Annotated in this window: 18 protein-coding genes; all 18 read right to left on the bottom strand. The window is 32.9% G+C overall.

Going from position 1 to position 16,473, the window contains the following annotated elements:
• Positions 1-2: 2 nt before the first annotated feature.
• The 18 genes from T335_RS0105075 to T335_RS19900 all read right to left on the bottom strand — a co-directional run bounded on the left by T335_RS0105075 (position 3) and on the right by T335_RS19900 (position 16,465).
• Complete coding sequence (locus tag T335_RS0105075) at positions 3-917, bottom strand: ABC transporter ATP-binding protein (protein WP_026476574.1); 915 nt, start codon at positions 915-917, stop codon at positions 3-5.
• 51 nt (positions 918-968) lie between these two features.
• Entirely contained in the window at positions 969-1,586 is a 618-nt protein-coding gene (locus T335_RS0105070) for a 4'-phosphopantetheinyl transferase family protein (protein ID WP_169735929.1), read from the bottom strand.
• Positions 1,587-1,662: 76 nt separating this feature from the next.
• Positions 1,663-2,829, bottom strand: coding sequence for a glycosyltransferase (locus tag T335_RS0105065; RefSeq protein ID WP_051569147.1), 1,167 nt, complete (start codon positions 2,827-2,829; stop codon positions 1,663-1,665).
• 94 nt (positions 2,830-2,923) lie between these two features.
• Positions 2,924-4,078, bottom strand: coding sequence for a DegT/DnrJ/EryC1/StrS family aminotransferase (locus tag T335_RS0105060; protein ID WP_026476571.1), 1,155 nt, complete (start codon positions 4,076-4,078; stop codon positions 2,924-2,926).
• A 70-nt stretch (positions 4,079-4,148) separates the two neighbouring features.
• Positions 4,149-5,342, bottom strand: coding sequence for a glycosyltransferase (locus T335_RS0105055; protein ID WP_026476570.1), 1,194 nt, complete (start codon positions 5,340-5,342; stop codon positions 4,149-4,151).
• A gap of 58 nt (positions 5,343-5,400) precedes the next feature.
• Positions 5,401-5,988, bottom strand: a complete 588-nt coding sequence (locus tag T335_RS19910; protein ID WP_034327766.1) for a hypothetical protein — start codon at positions 5,986-5,988, stop codon at positions 5,401-5,403.
• A gap of 56 nt (positions 5,989-6,044) precedes the next feature.
• The gene (locus tag T335_RS0105045; RefSeq protein WP_026476569.1) at positions 6,045-6,230 is read right to left on the bottom strand and encodes a hypothetical protein; all 186 of its coding nucleotides are present in this window, start codon (positions 6,228-6,230) and stop codon (positions 6,045-6,047) included.
• A 70-nt stretch (positions 6,231-6,300) separates the two neighbouring features.
• Positions 6,301-7,371: a dTDP-glucose 4,6-dehydratase gene (gene rfbB / locus T335_RS0105040; RefSeq protein WP_026476568.1), complete on the bottom strand. Its 1,071-nt coding sequence runs from the start codon at positions 7,369-7,371 to the stop codon at positions 6,301-6,303.
• A gap of 21 nt (positions 7,372-7,392) precedes the next feature.
• Positions 7,393-7,950 (bottom strand): dTDP-4-dehydrorhamnose 3,5-epimerase, encoded by a 558-nt coding sequence (gene rfbC, locus T335_RS0105035; RefSeq protein WP_026476567.1) that lies wholly within the window; start codon positions 7,948-7,950, stop codon positions 7,393-7,395.
• Positions 7,950-8,819, bottom strand: coding sequence for a glucose-1-phosphate thymidylyltransferase RfbA (gene rfbA / locus T335_RS0105030; protein WP_026476566.1), 870 nt, complete (start codon positions 8,817-8,819; stop codon positions 7,950-7,952). The genes rfbC and rfbA overlap by 1 nt, the downstream gene beginning before the upstream one ends.
• 198 nt (positions 8,820-9,017) lie before the next feature.
• Positions 9,018-10,187: a 3-hydroxyacyl-CoA dehydrogenase family protein gene (locus T335_RS0105025; RefSeq protein WP_026476565.1), complete on the bottom strand. Its 1,170-nt coding sequence runs from the start codon at positions 10,185-10,187 to the stop codon at positions 9,018-9,020.
• Between the two features lie 12 nt (positions 10,188-10,199).
• Positions 10,200-11,597: a B12-binding domain-containing radical SAM protein gene (locus tag T335_RS0105020; RefSeq protein WP_026476564.1), complete on the bottom strand. Its 1,398-nt coding sequence runs from the start codon at positions 11,595-11,597 to the stop codon at positions 10,200-10,202.
• Positions 11,598-11,678: 81 nt separating this feature from the next.
• The gene (locus T335_RS0105015; RefSeq protein WP_242837249.1) at positions 11,679-12,791 is read right to left on the bottom strand and encodes a 3-oxoacyl-ACP synthase III family protein; all 1,113 of its coding nucleotides are present in this window, start codon (positions 12,789-12,791) and stop codon (positions 11,679-11,681) included.
• A 17-nt stretch (positions 12,792-12,808) separates the two neighbouring features.
• Entirely contained in the window at positions 12,809-13,519 is a 711-nt protein-coding gene (locus T335_RS19905) for an enoyl-CoA hydratase/isomerase family protein (protein ID WP_051569146.1), read from the bottom strand.
• 10 nt (positions 13,520-13,529) lie between these two features.
• Positions 13,530-14,120 (bottom strand): hypothetical protein, encoded by a 591-nt coding sequence (locus T335_RS0105005; protein ID WP_026476562.1) that lies wholly within the window; start codon positions 14,118-14,120, stop codon positions 13,530-13,532.
• Positions 14,121-14,147: 27 nt separating this feature from the next.
• Positions 14,148-14,450, bottom strand: a complete 303-nt coding sequence (locus T335_RS0105000) for an acyl carrier protein (RefSeq protein WP_026476561.1) — start codon at positions 14,448-14,450, stop codon at positions 14,148-14,150.
• A 100-nt stretch (positions 14,451-14,550) separates the two neighbouring features.
• Positions 14,551-15,759, bottom strand: a complete 1,209-nt coding sequence (locus tag T335_RS0104995; protein WP_026476560.1) for a nucleotide disphospho-sugar-binding domain-containing protein — start codon at positions 15,757-15,759, stop codon at positions 14,551-14,553.
• Positions 15,731-16,465, bottom strand: coding sequence for an ABC transporter ATP-binding protein (locus T335_RS19900; RefSeq protein ID WP_051569145.1), 735 nt, complete (start codon positions 16,463-16,465; stop codon positions 15,731-15,733). The genes T335_RS0104995 and T335_RS19900 overlap by 29 nt, the downstream gene beginning before the upstream one ends.
• Between the last annotated feature and the right edge of the window lie 8 nt (positions 16,466-16,473).

Genomic DNA, 16,473 nt, shown 5'->3' with positions numbered 1-16,473 from the left:
GATCACTCCCTTATGTCTTTTCCAGTAATAGCTAAGAATACATCATTCAATGTTCCTTTTTTAATCTCTAAGTCTGTGATAGAAGCCCTTAGCTCACCTATTATCTCCATTAGTTTCGGTAAACTCGTTGCATCAATTGAGTAATAGCCGAATTTTTTAGTATAATCAAATTCTGCTTTATTTAAAGCTGTCTCTAATGCTTCCTCGTTACTGGTTGCAATGTTAGCTATATCTTTGGTATATTTCTGTTTTAAACCTCGGGGTGTATCTAAAGCAACAATTTTTCCAGCATCCATAATTGCAACCTTATTGCTTATCTCGGCCTCTTCCATATAATGGGTTGTCAGAAAAATTGTAACTTTTTTTTCCTTTTGTAACTTGACTATATAGTCCCAAATGTGGGCTCTCGTTTGGGGATCTAGACCTGTCGTTGGTTCATCTAAAAACAATACCTTAGGATAATGCAAAAGAGATCTTGCAATTTCCACACGTCGCTTCATTCCACCAGATAAGCCACTTACTATTTTCCTTTTCCAATTCTGCATCCCTACCAATTCTAATACAAAATCAATCCTTTTGGCTGCTTCTCCTTTGGGTACTCCATAAAAATGACAATGCATAATCAAATTCTCATGGACTGTCATTTTATTATCTAAAGTCGACTCCTGAAAAACAACCCCAATAGCCCTTCTTACAGCATCCTTTTCATGGGATAAGTCTTTATTATCAATAGCCAGCCTTCCAGAAGTTTTCTCAAGTATTGTACACAGGGTGTTGATAGTCGTGCTTTTTCCTGCCCCATTAGGACCTAAAAATGCAAATATAGTACCTTCCTCCACCTCAAAGGTTACATTATTTACGGCAACAAACTTATCATACTTCTTTACGAAATCTTGAACCTCAATTAAATTCCTCAATTATCTCAGTCCTATCACTTTTTATTTAAAACTCCCTACTTACCCCTCATTTTATCCATTCAACAAAACATATGAATATACATAATCATTTTCTATTTTTACAAAGACTATTGCACTTATATAAACTTTATTTGAATATTGTAGTTCTACTGTCTCTTCTTGGTTTACATCAAGCGTAGAAGCATCTATGTCACAAAAATTTGTTGTCATTCCATCTCCTGTAGCCTTTGTTATGGCTTCCTTTAATGCCCATGTTTTCCAAAAGAACTCCCTTTTTCCAGAGCATTGACTTGAATCATACTTCTCTAGTTCCTGCTTTGAAAAAATTGATATCGGTATTTCTTTCTTCCTATCATCTATTTTTTGTATGTCCACGCCAATTTGTTTATCTTTTGAAATCCCTATCATTAAATAACTTGAAGAATGGGAAATATTATAATTGATTTGTTTCCCATAAATATATGGCTTATTCTTATGATCATATCGTATTTGTAAATCATTAGGTGGTAAATTTAGATAGTCACTGATTACTTTGCGTGTTATAGCCTTTCTTAATAGATACAAATTTTTACTTAACTCACGATTAAAATTTTTATACTTTTCCCGTTCATCGGCAGCTAGAAATGAAATAAGCAATTCCCTAAATGGTATAAAGTAATCTAGTTTCATAACCCATACCTTCACAAGATTATTTGAGACAATGCAACTTGATTCAATTACTTTATTAATCCCGCTATTAACGTCACTAATCATAATTAATTATTCTATCTTTCAAGTTAAAAGTCTCAATAATATCATCTGCAACATTTGCAAAGCCAATAGAATTTTGTAATTCTTTACTACATTCATCAATACTTAAAGGAATCGTTTTATCTTCTAGAATACTCTGAATGGCTTTTCTTAATTTAGATACTGACATCTTCTGATTCTTAAAGGTTTTTCCACAATTACTATTGTCAATGGCTTTTCCATTCTCATATTGTTCCATAGAAATAGGACAAACCAATATTGGAGTCTTATAAAAAATGGACAAAGTAATACTATTTAACCCCCCATGGTTAATGAATAGGGCTGATCTTTGAATATAATTCTCATAATCGGCTAAAGATACTTTGGTATGTATTGTTACATTATCACTTAGAAGTTCTTTATTAATGTTCTCTTCAGCATTTAGACCTAAGACAAATACTACCTTATAACCTAAATCTTTAGTTGCCTCTAAACACTTGTTCCAGAAAGTCTTGCTTTTACTAATGGAGCCTAAACTTACAAAAATAGTATCTCTTTGGGCATCTGAAGGTTTTGCTTCTTTACTGAATCCAATAAATTTAACATTGCTACCAAAGTTTTCACTACCTGGTTGAAGTTTTTTTGAAGTAGTAACAATTGTATATTCCCCTTGATCTGATGGTATCTGCATGGGAGAATCGCATTTTACATTATACTTTTTCATCACTTCTTTTCTTAATTTGAGTGCTTGTACTAAAGTAGGAATACTGGTGAAAATCGTTTTTAACATTCCTGGATCTCCACTTCCTTTTGGATCCATTAAAAAGGCTGAACTAAATATAGCTATTGGTACTTTATGATACCTAGCTGCTGCTTTTCCCCATATTGCAAATATATCATTAATCACTAAATCTGGTTTTTCTTTTTCAATTTCCTTCATCGTAAAATCTATCAACTCACGATTGCAGTAATACAACATATGTATCGCTTTGATCAGATTTCTTACTAATTTATCAACTTGAGTAGCAAAGTAATTGATCACAGGTAGAAATTCATCTGGATAACTTTTTAGCTCTATGTTTTCGATTCCTTCAAATTTATGAAAGTCTTGTTTAAGAGCATAGTAGACAATTTTCACACCTTTGGCACCTAACTGCCTACATAGTTCTATTGACGGATTCATATGCCCCTCATCAGGGAAACTCATAAATATTATTTTTTTCATAAGTACATACCTTTCCTTTTCTTTCAAAGTTATCTTTTAGACAGTTAACTTTCTATTTTTTTATCACCATATCACCTTTAGTTATATGGGTTATTACGGCAGATATTACAATTTGAACATCTTCATAGGTCAGTTTCATATGAATCGGCAATGATATGATATGGTCACTTATATAAGTTGCTTTCGAACAAGTATCTTTGGCATATTCATACATCCTATATTGGGTGTTATCTACATAATGTACTCCCGGGTAAATATTCTCCTCATTAAGAGCATTCATCAGAGAATCCCGATCTTCTACTATAATCTGGAATAAATGTGAAGAAGACTCACATTCACTAGGAATATTGACTAACCCGATTTTATCTTTATAAGGGGCAAAACCGTCCCTATACCATTTTGCAATTTGTCTTCTATATGCGTTATCCCTATCCAATTGTTTTAATTGCGCTAGACCAATTGCTGCCATTATGGAATTACCGTGATACTTTTGTCCAACGTATTCGACATCATACTTCCACTTATAATTTCCTTTTGTATTTGTTCTAGAATATGTATCTTTATTTATGCCCAGCCAAGTTTTTTTGCGAACTATTTCATCTAATTCATTTAGTTTAAAACAGATCATGCCACTGTCTGCCGTTGGTAGATTCTTAACGGCTTGAAATGAGTATACGACAACATCAGCTTCTTTACCTGGTATTTCTCCATCAACTCGTGTACCAGCCATATGGGCAGCATCTAAAACTAACTTAAGGTTATTCTTTTTACAGAGTTCTACTATTTTGTTATAATGTCCAGCGTTTCCCCCCATCCCAACAAATAGAACTGCTCTTGTTTTTTCGGTTATCTTTTTTTCTACTTCAACTGGGTCCAAACATAATGTATCATCTACATCAGCAAATATTGGTTTAAGTCCAGCCAATAGAATTGCATGATTTGAAGAGACAAAAGTTAACGGTGTTGTTATAACCTCATCATCATCCTGCCAACCATATTTTTCTTTAAAAATATCAAAGGCAATATTTAAACCAGATGTTGCAGAATTTAAAAAATGTGCATTATTAAGCCCTGTATAGCTTTTCCACGCTTCCTCAAATTGTACTGTTTTAAACCCTAGTCCTGTCCATCCTGTTTCTAAGCATTCCTTAATTTCAGACAAACAACTTTCTACATCAAAACTAGGAACAAATAACTGAATCGCCATATGTACTCTCCCTTCCTCTTTAGATCGGTATAAAGTTTTGATATCAATTCCTCGACTATTTTTTCATTCACTAATGGTTAACTACGTGATCAATGACATCAATAAAAAGTGTCTTAGGATTGTATTTTTCTATTTGTGATTGAATTTTTTGGGCATTTTTTTTCCAAGAAGATTCCTGTAACATGGCTTCAATATTCTGTAAAATGTAGTCTTCCGTTGCAAAGCAAGGTCTAATTAGCTTTCCAGCTCCATTTTTTTCAACCATATCCATTGCTAAAAATTGATCCATGTTCTTTGTGAAAGCAAGTACCGGTTTCCCCTTTGAAAGCGCTTGATATAACCCTCCAGTGCCATTACATATTACTAAGTCAGATTTTTCAATCACAAGTAGGGCTGGTAGGTATTTGCTAACATAAAAATTGCTAGGTAAAGTACCAAGATCCCTGCCTGCCGTTGACATAAGAACTGTCACTGGAAGCTTTTTTAGTACCTCTAATATTGGCTTTAAGATTGCTACATTTCCTGTAGAACCTACGGTAAAATATATAATAGGCTTGTCATTCTTTACATCGTGCCACCAATCTGGAAGTTCATTATCAATAAACTCTGTTATTGGCCCAATATATTGGTGTGATTTAGGTAAATTATAGGTCGGTGCAAGGGTGGGCGTATCCACATATAAATTCCAATCACCATCACAATGCATCTCCTGCATAGATTTAACAGGTGGTAATCCTATCTTAACCCTATTTTTGTTATAATCCTGAATGTATCCTTTAACTACCAACGGAAAAACCAGCTTCATAAACTTCATTCGAAACTTAAAATTCATCCATTCTAAAGCAGGGATCTCGGGCATTTGTCTTTCTTGAGTAGAAAATGGGCTCCAATATGCATTAGATATATTGATATATGGAATATTGGCCTGCCTAGCAGAAATAGCTAACGTAGCCCTCATATCACCAATAACTACATCTGGCTTTACCTCAGATAGTAATTGTAATTCCGAGTCAATATATTGGGATAATATTTTATTATCATAGATTTTTTTTGGACTTTCTAAGCGTTTTTCAAACTCTCCAGGTGACATACTTGGGATTTCATAATAATGATCCACCTTTCCTTCTACAAAACCCTTAAAAGCCTCACTACAAGCAAATGATATCTCATACTTTTCCTTATCAAGACATCTGGCTAAATATAATGGTCTTACAATATGTGACAGTGCTATTCCCTCTCCAAAAAACAAAACTTTCTTTTTCATAAGCTTCTCCTTTAAATATTATTGCTCATATGGGTTTCTATCCAGTAACTATAAATTATTATTTTAAAGATATAGTAAGGCCCGTTTCAGTATTAGTAACTATTATTTTCTTCATAATATTATTAAGATTACTTTTAATATCATCATCAATAATCATATCTGCCATATCCCTTACCTCAGCAGCTGACCTTTTTATAGGGCTCTTCTTGTTATTGTCAATCATTAGAAAACATCCAGGATCTACTGTTTTACGAAGGCTGTTGGATTCACAAATTATCATTGCATCTTCATTAATTAACTCCATAAAAGATTTAATTGCATTGTTCATATGTTCTTTCAATGTTTTTAGCAAGTATACCTTTTCTGCACCAGAAGACAATAATAATGATGTATCTTTATTATTGTTTGGGTTGGTTTCTTCTTGTAGCTCAAAGTTTCCTTTCAAGGCTAAACAGATACCACATCCCGCCCCACCTCTAGGGCATTTTCCATCCCGTTCTTCAATTGTTACAACCTTTAGACCAATCACAGAAATTTTATCTTGCCACTGTTTTACAATTTCCATGGCAAGGGTGGTTTTGCCGCTATTTCGTCCTGTAGATCCTATCATCAACATTTGAGGTATATGAATTTTTTTAGGTATCATTTTTTACAACCCCTTACGATTAGATAATTGTCTTCAAATTAGGATATTAGGTAAATCTAAAAACATCCAACTTGGCAATTCTTAATTCTAATGTTATTTTCATTGCATAATAGCCCTATATTTGAGATACTTACATCCATCTCTTTAGCAATTTTAAAAGCTATCTCACAAGTTAGAAACATTTTTTCATCTTTTACAATACATTGCTGAAGAATCGCCTCTAAAATTTCATTATTATTCAAAGTTTTCACCCCAATCTAGATCGTCTTATTTCATAATCCAACTGAGCCTTTCCCTTTCTTACAAGGAATTTCATCCATTTAGTACCTCTCTACTACCATACATTCTTGTGTAGTAGTTCATATATTCGCCTGAGCGTACTTTCTTTAACCAGTTAGCATTGTTTATATACCATTCTATCGTTTCAGTAATCCCCTCTTCAAAAGTACAACTAGGCTTCCATCCAAGCTCATTTGTAATTTTAGTGTTATCAATGGCATATCTTCTATCATGACCTAAGCGATCAGTTACATAGGTAATTAAGTTTTCAGACTTTCCAAGAGCTGAAAGGATTAATTTTACAACATCTATGTTGGCTTTTTCATTATTGCCGCCAATATTATATACCTCTCCATCTTTACCCGCTCGAAGTACTGTGCAAATAGCACTACAATGATCCTTAACATGTAGCCAGTCACGGATTTGCATACCATCCCCATATACAGGTAATGTCTTATGATCAATGGCATTAGATATCATTAGTGGTATTAACTTTTCGGGAAATTGATAAGGACCATAATTATTAGAGCACCTTGTTATATTGACAGGCATTTTATAGGTTTTATTATAGGCTCGAACCAACAAATCTGCACTTGCTTTAGAAGTTGCATAAGGGCTATTAGGGGCAATTGGAGTAACTTCAGTAAATAATCCTTCCTTCCCTAATTCACCGTAAACTTCATCTGTAGAAACAAAAAGAAACTTGGCACCTTCTATAAATGTTGGATATCCCCATTCATCCTTACCTGTTGTCCATGCTGATTTAGCACAATCTAGTAGTACTTGTGTGCCTAAAACATTTGTTTTAATAAATATTTCAGGATCTGTTATACTTCTATCAACATGTGATTCAGCTGCTAAATGGATTACTTGATCTATTTGATTTTCACTAAATAACCTTGTCATAAGTTCCCTATCTGTAATATCACCTTTAATAAACTTATAATTTTCTGTATCCTCTAGATCACTTAAATTTTCAAGGTTTCCTGCATAAGTTAAGAGATCCAAGTTTATTATTTTATAGTCTTTGTATTCATTTAACATATACTTTACTAAGTTACTACCGATAAACCCCGCTCCACCAGTTACTAAAATAGTTGTCATATGCGATTCCCCTTTAAAATATTATTTTAAGTCTTTTAAATATGGCAGATTTTTGTCTTTCTCTGATAAGATCATTTCTGAAATTCTTTCTAGGGGCCATTCAATTCCAATATCAGGATCATTCCACATAATGCCCCCTTCAGCTTTTGCATTATAATAGTCAGTACATTTATATCCAAATATAGCTTCATCGCTTAAGACTAAATAGCCATGGGCAAATCCTGGTGGCATGTAAAACTGTTTATTATTCTCAGAACTTAAATATGTACCAACCCACTTACCATATGTACTAGAACCTTTTCTAATATCTACTGCTACATCATAAACCTCCCCCGATAAAACTCGAACAAGCTTACCCTGCTGGTTCTGGGTTTGAAAATGTAATCCTCTCAACACACCTTTTTTAGACTTAGATTGGTTATCTTGCACAAACTCTACATCTATGCCACCAAGTTTAAAATCTTCCTTAGTGTAGCTTTCCATAAAGTAACCACGACTGTCCCCATATATTTTAGGCTCTACAATTACCACTCCGCTAATTTCTGTTTTTATAAAAGTAAAATTACCATAACTAATCATTATAGACCCTCCGCAATTTCAAGTAAGTATTTACCATAATCAATATTAATAAGTGGCTGTGCCAATTGAATTAATGTATCTTTGTTAATAAATCCTTTTCGATAAGCGATTTCTTCAATGCAGGATACATATAAACCTTGCCTTTTTTGAATGGTTTCAACAAAATTACTTGCAGCCAATAGGTCTTCATGGTTTCCTGTATCTAACCATGCCATTCCCCTACCAAATAATTTGACCTTTAATTTCTTTCTTCTTAAATACTCATTATTTACTGCCGTTATTTCTAGTTCGCCTCTATTTGATGGTTTTACATTTTTAGCAATTTCAACAACATCGTTATCATAAAAATATAGCCCTGGAACAGCGTAATTTGATTTTGGATTTTGTGGTTTTTCTTCTATCGAAAGGGCATTATCTTCATCATCAAACTCAACAACCCCATATGCCCTTGGGTTTTTAACATAGTATCCAAAAATGATCGCTCCTTCGTCTAATTCTGCACATTCCTCTAACATGCCACTAAAGCCTTTGCCATAGAAGACATTATCACCTAAAACAAGGGCAACTTTGTCATCCCCTATAAACTCTTCACCAATAATAAATGCTTCTGCTAAACCATTTGGTGCTTCTTGAACTGCATAAGAAAAACTCATGCCTATTTGTTCGCCTGATCCAAACATTCTTTTAAATAGGGGTAAGTCATGGGGTGTTGATATGATTAGAACTTCACGAATTCCTGATAACATCAGTGTTGATAGAGGATAATAGATCATTGGCTTATCATATAATGGTAATATTTGCTTCGATATAGATTTAGTGATTGGGTAAAGGCGAGTACCACTACCCCCCGCTAAAATTATTCCTTTCATTATTTATTCTCTCCTTTCGTTTATACGCTGTCCTTATTAAATCCATTCCTTTATGTATAGACCTCTAAGTTCATATGTAAAACAGTCAACATTCGTAAACTCATTTTCATCCGTTTACTGGTCGTTTACTCCTGCAGGGTGAAAATAAAGTCATGTTACATCAATACTGAATACTCAATACTCAATGCTCATTAATCACTAATTATTAATGAGGTCTTCAAAAATACTAAAATCTTCTTTTTTGAATAGTTCCATATTGTAAGTAATAAAGTCATCAGCCAAGGTTTTTTCGATGGTACCTTTACCCATATCGTTGTACATTTCCACTAAGCTCTTTCTTAACCCAAGGATTTCCTGTATAACTAATGGTAATTTTATATCTTTAACGATTTTACTATTTAACAAATATGCCACTTCATTTAATAGCATAGACTGAAGTCTTTTCACACATTTTGCTTGATAAATATCAAGTTCACTCTCACTTAAATTATTTAAATTATTTCTATCTTGAGCCTCTTCTGATTCAAAAAAAACTAATCCCTTTCCGGTAGCTCCTCCAATATATCCTTTTTCGTAAACCTTCAATAACTTAGAATAAAAGTTTTCATACAAATTATCGTATCGTCTTGACTTTAAGTCAAAGTTTTTAAGACATGCTAAAATGATATATAAACCTGTTGAATCAACAATTTCAAATGGACCAAACATCATTACCTCATTCTTAATTAATGAATCCAACTGTTTAATACTCAAATAGCCCTCTTGATAAATTAGATATGAATAAGAAACAATGGTGTTAATGATTTTAGTCATTACTAGACAACCCTCATCTTGTACCACTAATGATTCTTTATCCACATTTTTCATTAGGTCTACTACCTGATTTACATAGGCTCGGTCGGTATCTTTTGTTAAGCTAATTTCAACAAAGCTTGTACATTTAATAGGATAAAAGAAGTGTAACCCCATACATCTATGTTTAAGTCGACAATTCTTAAATACTAATTCTAAATTTAAAGAAGATGTATTGGAGGAAATAATGCATTCATCAGATACAATCTCTTCAACTTTAGCTATTAATTCCTGCTTTACAGCTAAGTCCTCTATTACAGTCTCAATTACAAGATTACAGTTCCTTAGTTCTTCGTATTTTGTTGACACAGTAAATAATTGTCGATGGATCTTGTAATCCTCTTCCGATAACAAGCCACGCTTTTTCTTTTTCAATAATATTTTTTCAACATCTGCATTGATTACTTTTACATCATCTTCTTTTCTACATATCAAAACTAACTCACAGTTATAATTGAGAAGATATAAGAACATATCGATTCCCATTCTTCCTTTTCCAATAATTCCAATTTTCATAAGCTCCACAACCTATTCTGTTAATAATTCGTTTCCATATATTTTTAAGTACTTATCTGTTGTTTTCAAACTAGTCTTATACAGTTCAGCAACATTTAAATAAAAGTCTTTTTCAGGTAAAGTTGTCTTTACCACAGCGTTTGTCAGATTATAGTAATCAAAATTCTTAATTGTAATCTGGTCCTTAACCTCTTCCCATAATGGCGTGCCAGGAAAAGGTGTTAAAACGGTAAAACCAGAATGATAAATAGGATTATCTTCTACAAATTTTGCTAAGCGCTCAAAATCTTTTTCAACATACTCTGGTTTTACAATGTAATTACCATTTACATAAACCCCTAAGTCATTAAGAACACGTAATCCTTTGGTAATATTCTCAACTGTGTTGTCCTTATTATAAGCTTTCAGTTCTTCATCACTTGTTGCTTCTAACCCACAAATAACGATTTTCAAACCCGCTTTAACAGCCAATTCAATTAAATCGGGATGCTTCAAAACAGTATCTGTTCTTACGTCTGCCATATAATCATGGAAGTCTAATCCTTCTTCTATAATACGATTAAAGAGTAATCTTGCTTTTTTAATATCACCAAAAGTATTAGCATCACAAAATCTAATAATATGGTATTGATCCATTGTTTTTAATTCATCGATGATTGTTTCTACATCCTTATGAAAGTATAGTCCATTAGTTGTTTGCCAAATACTGCAAAAGTTACACTTATGGGTACATCCTGAAGAAGTACTCAAATAATGGATTTTTTGATTGACATGCTTAATTGTATAATTGTACTTATCCGTAAGGACCCTGTTAGGCATAACCTTGTCGAACAAATAATTTTCTTTAATCTCTGAATAACTTAAACTACAAAGACTTCTTGTAATTATTAAACGATTATCTTTATTTAATGCTAGTCCAGGTATTTTAGAATAATCTCCATAATATCCCTGTGCCTTATAAACTTCAACAATCATTCTAAAACTGTTTTTACCTAACCCTATTGTTAAAATATCTGCATCTGTACCAATAAAACTTTCTTTACAAAGAGTGGGATGAATTCCACCTACCATTGTAAGTATTTCTGGATTATATTTTTTTGTAACTTCTAAAATTTTCAACGTAGCATTGTACTGTGCAGTGATGCAAGTAATACAAACAATATCTGGTTTAAATACTTCTAATTCTTCTTTATATGCCTCTAAGTAATCATATTGCGGGTTATTATCTAACTCTGTTTTTTGATCTAGAATAATGATCTCTTCTTCAGGGACCATTCCTGCCAATTCGTTTAAGGCAAGGGGCGGCCCCACCATAACTCTTCTTCCGATTGACCTTTTAGCCTTTTCATCAGCAAAGTCTAACAGGCGAAAAGCATGGGGAATTACAGGATTAACCAATAGTATTTTCATTATTTCACCTCTCTGTTGTTGGCCTTTTTCTTAGCCAGCGCCCACTGGCGCTGGCATTTTATTTTACTGCTGCTGTTAGATCTACTTAGTATATCTAAGGGTAAAACCCGCCTGCATAAACTTACTTACTTCCATTACAAAACTCATAATTAAATCGTTATTCTCAAATTCCTTGCTTTGAAGCAAATTATCGATGGATATAATTGCAGCTGGAGGACCAGCGTAGCCTACATCTTCTATAGCACTGTAGAAGGTCTCTAATGGTATTCCAAGGTCTGTACACTCATCAATAATGATTTGGCGAACAAACTTCGAAGGCATATTTACAACAAAATTCTTCAATCCCTCTAAATTAACATTTTTTTCTTTAAGCATTCTATTTAAAGCATTATAAAAGATTGTCTTACCATTTTCCTCAACAGCATGCTCTTTCATATCATTTAAATATATTTGGCGAACATGGTGGGCACCCTTTTCGAAGTCATCAAGAGGATTACTCCAATGATAAGGTACTTCGTTGCACATTGCTGATTTTTTGTTTCCTCCAGCAGACTCCATATAAGTGTCTTCTAGATAAAAACCGCTTGTCTTTTCTTCCTGCGCCGAAAATACCATTGCTCCTGCACCATCACATAAGTACCATCTTAAGAAGATATCATCTTTCGTTAGAACTTTTTCATTATAAAACTCTCTAATAAAACTTGAGCTTGCAACATTGGAGGATATCACCAATGCATTTTTATATTCTCCTGTCTGTAAAAGCATATGGGCCATTTTTATTGCTTTATAAACAGAAGTACAATTAGCATGAATATGTAACTCGCCACACAGGTCAATTCCTAATTCTTCCTGTATCCTTGTCGATATTGGTGGAATTTGATTAGATAAAGCTCCTCCATAGATTAATAGGTCTATCTCCTTTGCATCTTTCTGAGCTTTTTCTAAAGCTTTTTTGGCTGCCTTTACCGACATACTCAAGTTGTCATCAACAAATGTTCTCGTTTTATTATCAAATGCATAGTAGCAATACTTAAAAGAAAGCATTTCCTCCATCATTGGTTGTATCCTATGTACCCACTTATCAAGTTTAGGCGTTAATTCAAAATTACCTAAATAATCATTTATGTCCTGAAATTTTATAGGCTCGCCTGGTAAATATGACGCTACACTATCCATTTTTACATAGTATTTCAATGAACGATTCCCTCCTTTCAACAGGTCTCTTTCTTTAAATCAAGAAATTTTTTAAAAATATTTTGAGCATTCTGAATATTGTAGTTTTGTGAGTAGTCACCTACAAATTTTATAAAGTCTCTAGCTAATCCCACTGCTTCTTTTTTGTTTACAACAATATCAACTAAATTAAGTTCTTTAGCAAGATCAGCTGGTATTAGTTCTCCTTTTAAAATAAACTCGAATGCTTTTTTATAACCTATTTCTTCGATACACCTCAGAGTCCCATTAAGGCCAGGCATTAAACCGAAAGTCGTTTCGGGTAACCCGACTCTTGCTCCTTTCTCTGCAATTCTTATATGGGTCTGCAAAGCAAACTCGAATCCTGAACCTATACAAAATCCATTAATTGCAGAAATTACGGGTATCTTACTTTTATATAAACCGTCAAAAGCATTTTTAACATCAATATTCCGTTGGGGGGGAACCAGTCTGTTTTCATTCTCCAGAGTAGTATTTTCATAGATATTCTTTATTAATAAATCTACATCTGCACCAGAACTGAAATGCCGCCCCTCTCCTGTAACAATAATTCCCTTCATTTTAGTATGAACTGCATGATCATCAATGACTGTAACAATCTCATCTAAAAACTTTGGAATCATCTTATTTGCTGGTGGCATATTGATGTAAATATAGGCAATTTCGCCTTCTTCAAGATAATAAACTGTATCAAATTCCACCTTCATAATTTATTCTTCACCCGTTCTCATACTTTTTTATTGATAACTCACAAAAGGATATTGTTTCTTCCCACTGTAGTATAGATCTGTTGATGTCTTTAGTCTGCTTATAAAGATTAAAGTATTTTTTTAAAAAACCGATATACTCACTTGTCTTTCCCTCTAAGATAGGAGCTACAAACTGACAAACACTAGACGCTATGTTTTCGGAGTCAATGCTTCCATTTATTAATGGAAAATTAGTTGACTGACCTATCAAAAGTTTAATATGCTCGTCTGTAAAATAATCAGCATTGCTTAGCCCATTAAGAGTAATAGAGGATTTAGTGGTTTCTAGGCATAAATCAAAACTCAACAAGTATTCAATACTCTTTTCACTGATATTACAGTTAATAACAGCAATTGATATAACATCTAAACTACATAACCAGTTTAGGATCTTATACTTGTGTTGTTTAGAAATGTTCTCCTCAATAAATTTTTCTGACAGTATAAATGCAATAGCTCTTAAATCATTTAAATCATTGCTCACTTCTTTTTCTATCTTTAAAAAATCCATATAAGACTTAAGGGAAAAATATTTAATTTCTTCTACAACCTCTATCACAGCTATTCACCTCAATACTGAAGAATACTAGGATGCAGCAAGCTCATCCTCTTTTTCATAAATTAAATAGCTTGTTTCTACTACTTCTTTAATTGTTTTTGCTGGATATTTAAGAAGATATTTCCCTAAGGTTTGCAACTGAATTGATAAACTATATTTTTTCTTAAGGGTTTCTACCAACTCAAGAAACATTAATGAATCTCCATCTAATTCGTCAATGATCAGAGTCTCATCATTAATTTCATCTACTTCCACTTCACATTCATCAGCAAAAAACTGATATACTAATTCCTTAATCTCTTCTTTTACTTCTTGGTTAATTGTTTTCATATCTTTTTATCTCCTTTGCTTTTTTTATTTAAATAGGTTACTACCTATTTATTTCTAATTAATTCCCACAAATTTTAAATGTTGTCTTTTTTACCAAAACCTAACTTGATTTATTTGCCATTAAATCATCAATGTAGGCTTCAAATATACTCACAAATCGTTCCTTCACATTGTATTGCTTAATCTCATTCATAACTTTACCTGCATTTTCTTTATATGTACTGTCTGAAAGTAGTTCCCTTATTACTTTGACTAGGTTAGAACTGTTCATCTTGTTATATCTTAATACTTTTCCTATTTTTAATTTCTCTATTTGGCTAGAAAACATAAATTGATCCACCATATTTGGTAAAGATAAAACCGGTTTACCTTTAGACAGGGCTTGATACAAAGTTGCTCCCCCATTAAAGATAACTAAATCTGCTTTTTCTATTACTTTAAGTGCTGGTACGTATTTGCTAACATAGAAATGCTCAGGAAATTCACTAGGATCAATTTTACCAGCAGTGGCAACAATAACCGTAACATCAAGTTTTTCTAATGCTTTTATAATTTTTCTTGTTTTATCGATACTTCCCGTTGAGCCAATAGTGCAATATACAATTTTCTTATCGTCTTTAATTTCATCCCACCAACTTGGTAATGGATTATCAATAAAGTCAATTATGGGTCCAATGAATGCATGTCCATCTGTTAACGCTCTTGTAGGAGACAATAATGGTATATCTGCATATAAATTTAAATCTCCCGATGTAAAAAACTCTTGAAAAGTATTGATCTTTTCCATACCATATTGAATACGATATTCGTTATAAGCCTTTACAAAGTTTTTTTGTGCTTTAGTAGGGGTCATTCCTGATATAATACATAAGAATAATTTTAAGAGATTAAAATCTGGCATTGGAAAATCCACCATTGAAAATGTACTCCAATGGGCATTTTGTATATTAATATAGGGTATTTTAGATATTTTTGCAGTAATGCCTAGGGATACCCTTAAATCTCCGATGATAATATCTGGCTTTACTTCGGAGATAATCTTTAGATCAGATTCGATATACATTTTCAAAACATCTTTATCGTATATATTACCAGTAACTGTATTCTCTCTTTCTTCAAATTCTTTTACTGATAAAGTATCTAATTCTATAATCTGATCTGCTTTTCCAACTGCTATATGCTTATACTCAGGACTAGCAGCTACAACTATTTCATATTTCTCTCTATCCAAATATGATACTAAAACCATTAATCGCACGATATGGGATAAGGCAATACCATCACACATTAATAGGAGTTTTATTTTCATAGTTGGTAACCTCTTTCTTTAAATTTTCTTGTTCTTCAATCTCACCATCTTTTAAATGTATTATTCTATTCCCATAAAGACTCGATTCTCTAGAATGAGTTACTTGGATAATCGTTTTTCCCTTATTTAAATTTAAACTACGGAATAAATTCATGATATCCATACCAACTTTTGAATCTAGGTTACCAATCGGTTCATCAGCAAGGATAATTTCAGGATTGTTAATTAAAGCTCTTGCAATGGCTACACGTTGCTGTTGGCCTCCTGATAATTCTTTTGGTCTAAATTTCTTCCTATCATACAGCCCTACTTCATTAAGAATTTCTCCCAAGTATTCCTCATGGTCTTTTTTCTTTTTTCCATCAAGCAGTACTGGCAATAGTACATTTTCTTCAACATTTAAATCAGGTATTAAATTATAAAACTGAAACACAAATCCAATGTCCCTTCTCCTTACTATACTGGCTTCTTTATCATTTAAGTTTGCAATATTCCTTTTGCCATTTAATTTAATTTCGCCAGATGTTGGCTGATCTAAGCCTCCAATTATATAAAGCAAAGTACTCTTACCAGAACCAGATGGCCCCATAATGGATACAAAGTCTCCTTTATTTACTGTAAAATTAATATCTTTTAGAACATTAACTGATTGCATCCCACTCTGGAAATTTCGATAAATGCCTGATACTTCAATGATTTTCTCCATACTCATAT

The sequence above is a fragment of the Alkaliphilus transvaalensis ATCC 700919 genome (assembly GCF_000621485.1).
Lineage (GTDB): Bacteria > Bacillota > Clostridia > Peptostreptococcales > Natronincolaceae > Alkaliphilus > Alkaliphilus transvaalensis.
The sequence above is the reverse complement of the archived record's forward strand: the minus strand, read 5'-3'. Positions and strand labels throughout refer to the sequence as shown.

Excerpts from the sequence above, each read along its gene's own strand:
- T335_RS19900 (WP_051569145.1), bottom strand. The coding sequence starts at position 16,465 with ATGGAGAAAATCATTGAAGTATCAGGCATTTATCGAAATTTCCAGAGT.
- T335_RS0105060 (WP_026476571.1), bottom strand. The coding sequence starts at position 4,078 with ATGGCGATTCAGTTATTTGTTCCTAGTTTTGATGTAGAAAGTTGTTTG.
- T335_RS0105055 (WP_026476570.1), bottom strand. The coding sequence starts at position 5,342 with ATGAAAAAGAAAGTTTTGTTTTTTGGAGAGGGAATAGCACTGTCACAT.
- T335_RS0105065 (WP_051569147.1), bottom strand. The coding sequence starts at position 2,829 with ATGAATCCGTCAATAGAACTATGTAGGCAGTTAGGTGCCAAAGGTGTG.
- T335_RS19905 (WP_051569146.1), bottom strand. The coding sequence starts at position 13,519 with ATGAAGGTGGAATTTGATACAGTTTATTATCTTGAAGAAGGCGAAATT.
- T335_RS19910 (WP_034327766.1), bottom strand. The coding sequence starts at position 5,988 with ATGATACCTAAAAAAATTCATATACCTCAAATGTTGATGATAGGATCT.
- rfbA (WP_026476566.1), bottom strand. The coding sequence starts at position 8,819 with ATGAAAGGAATAATTTTAGCGGGGGGTAGTGGTACTCGCCTTTACCCA.
- T335_RS0105025 (WP_026476565.1), bottom strand. The coding sequence starts at position 10,187 with ATGAAAATTGGAATTATTGGAAAAGGAAGAATGGGAATCGATATGTTC.
- T335_RS0105020 (WP_026476564.1), bottom strand. The coding sequence starts at position 11,597 with ATGAAAATACTATTGGTTAATCCTGTAATTCCCCATGCTTTTCGCCTG.
- rfbC (WP_026476567.1), bottom strand. The coding sequence starts at position 7,950 with ATGATTAGTTATGGTAATTTTACTTTTATAAAAACAGAAATTAGCGGA.
- T335_RS0105000 (WP_026476561.1), bottom strand. The coding sequence starts at position 14,450 with ATGAAAACAATTAACCAAGAAGTAAAAGAAGAGATTAAGGAATTAGTA.
- T335_RS0104995 (WP_026476560.1), bottom strand. The coding sequence starts at position 15,759 with ATGAAAATAAAACTCCTATTAATGTGTGATGGTATTGCCTTATCCCAT.
- T335_RS0105070 (WP_169735929.1), bottom strand. The coding sequence starts at position 1,586 with ATGAAACTAGATTACTTTATACCATTTAGGGAATTGCTTATTTCATTT.
- rfbB (WP_026476568.1), bottom strand. The coding sequence starts at position 7,371 with ATGACAACTATTTTAGTAACTGGTGGAGCGGGGTTTATCGGTAGTAAC.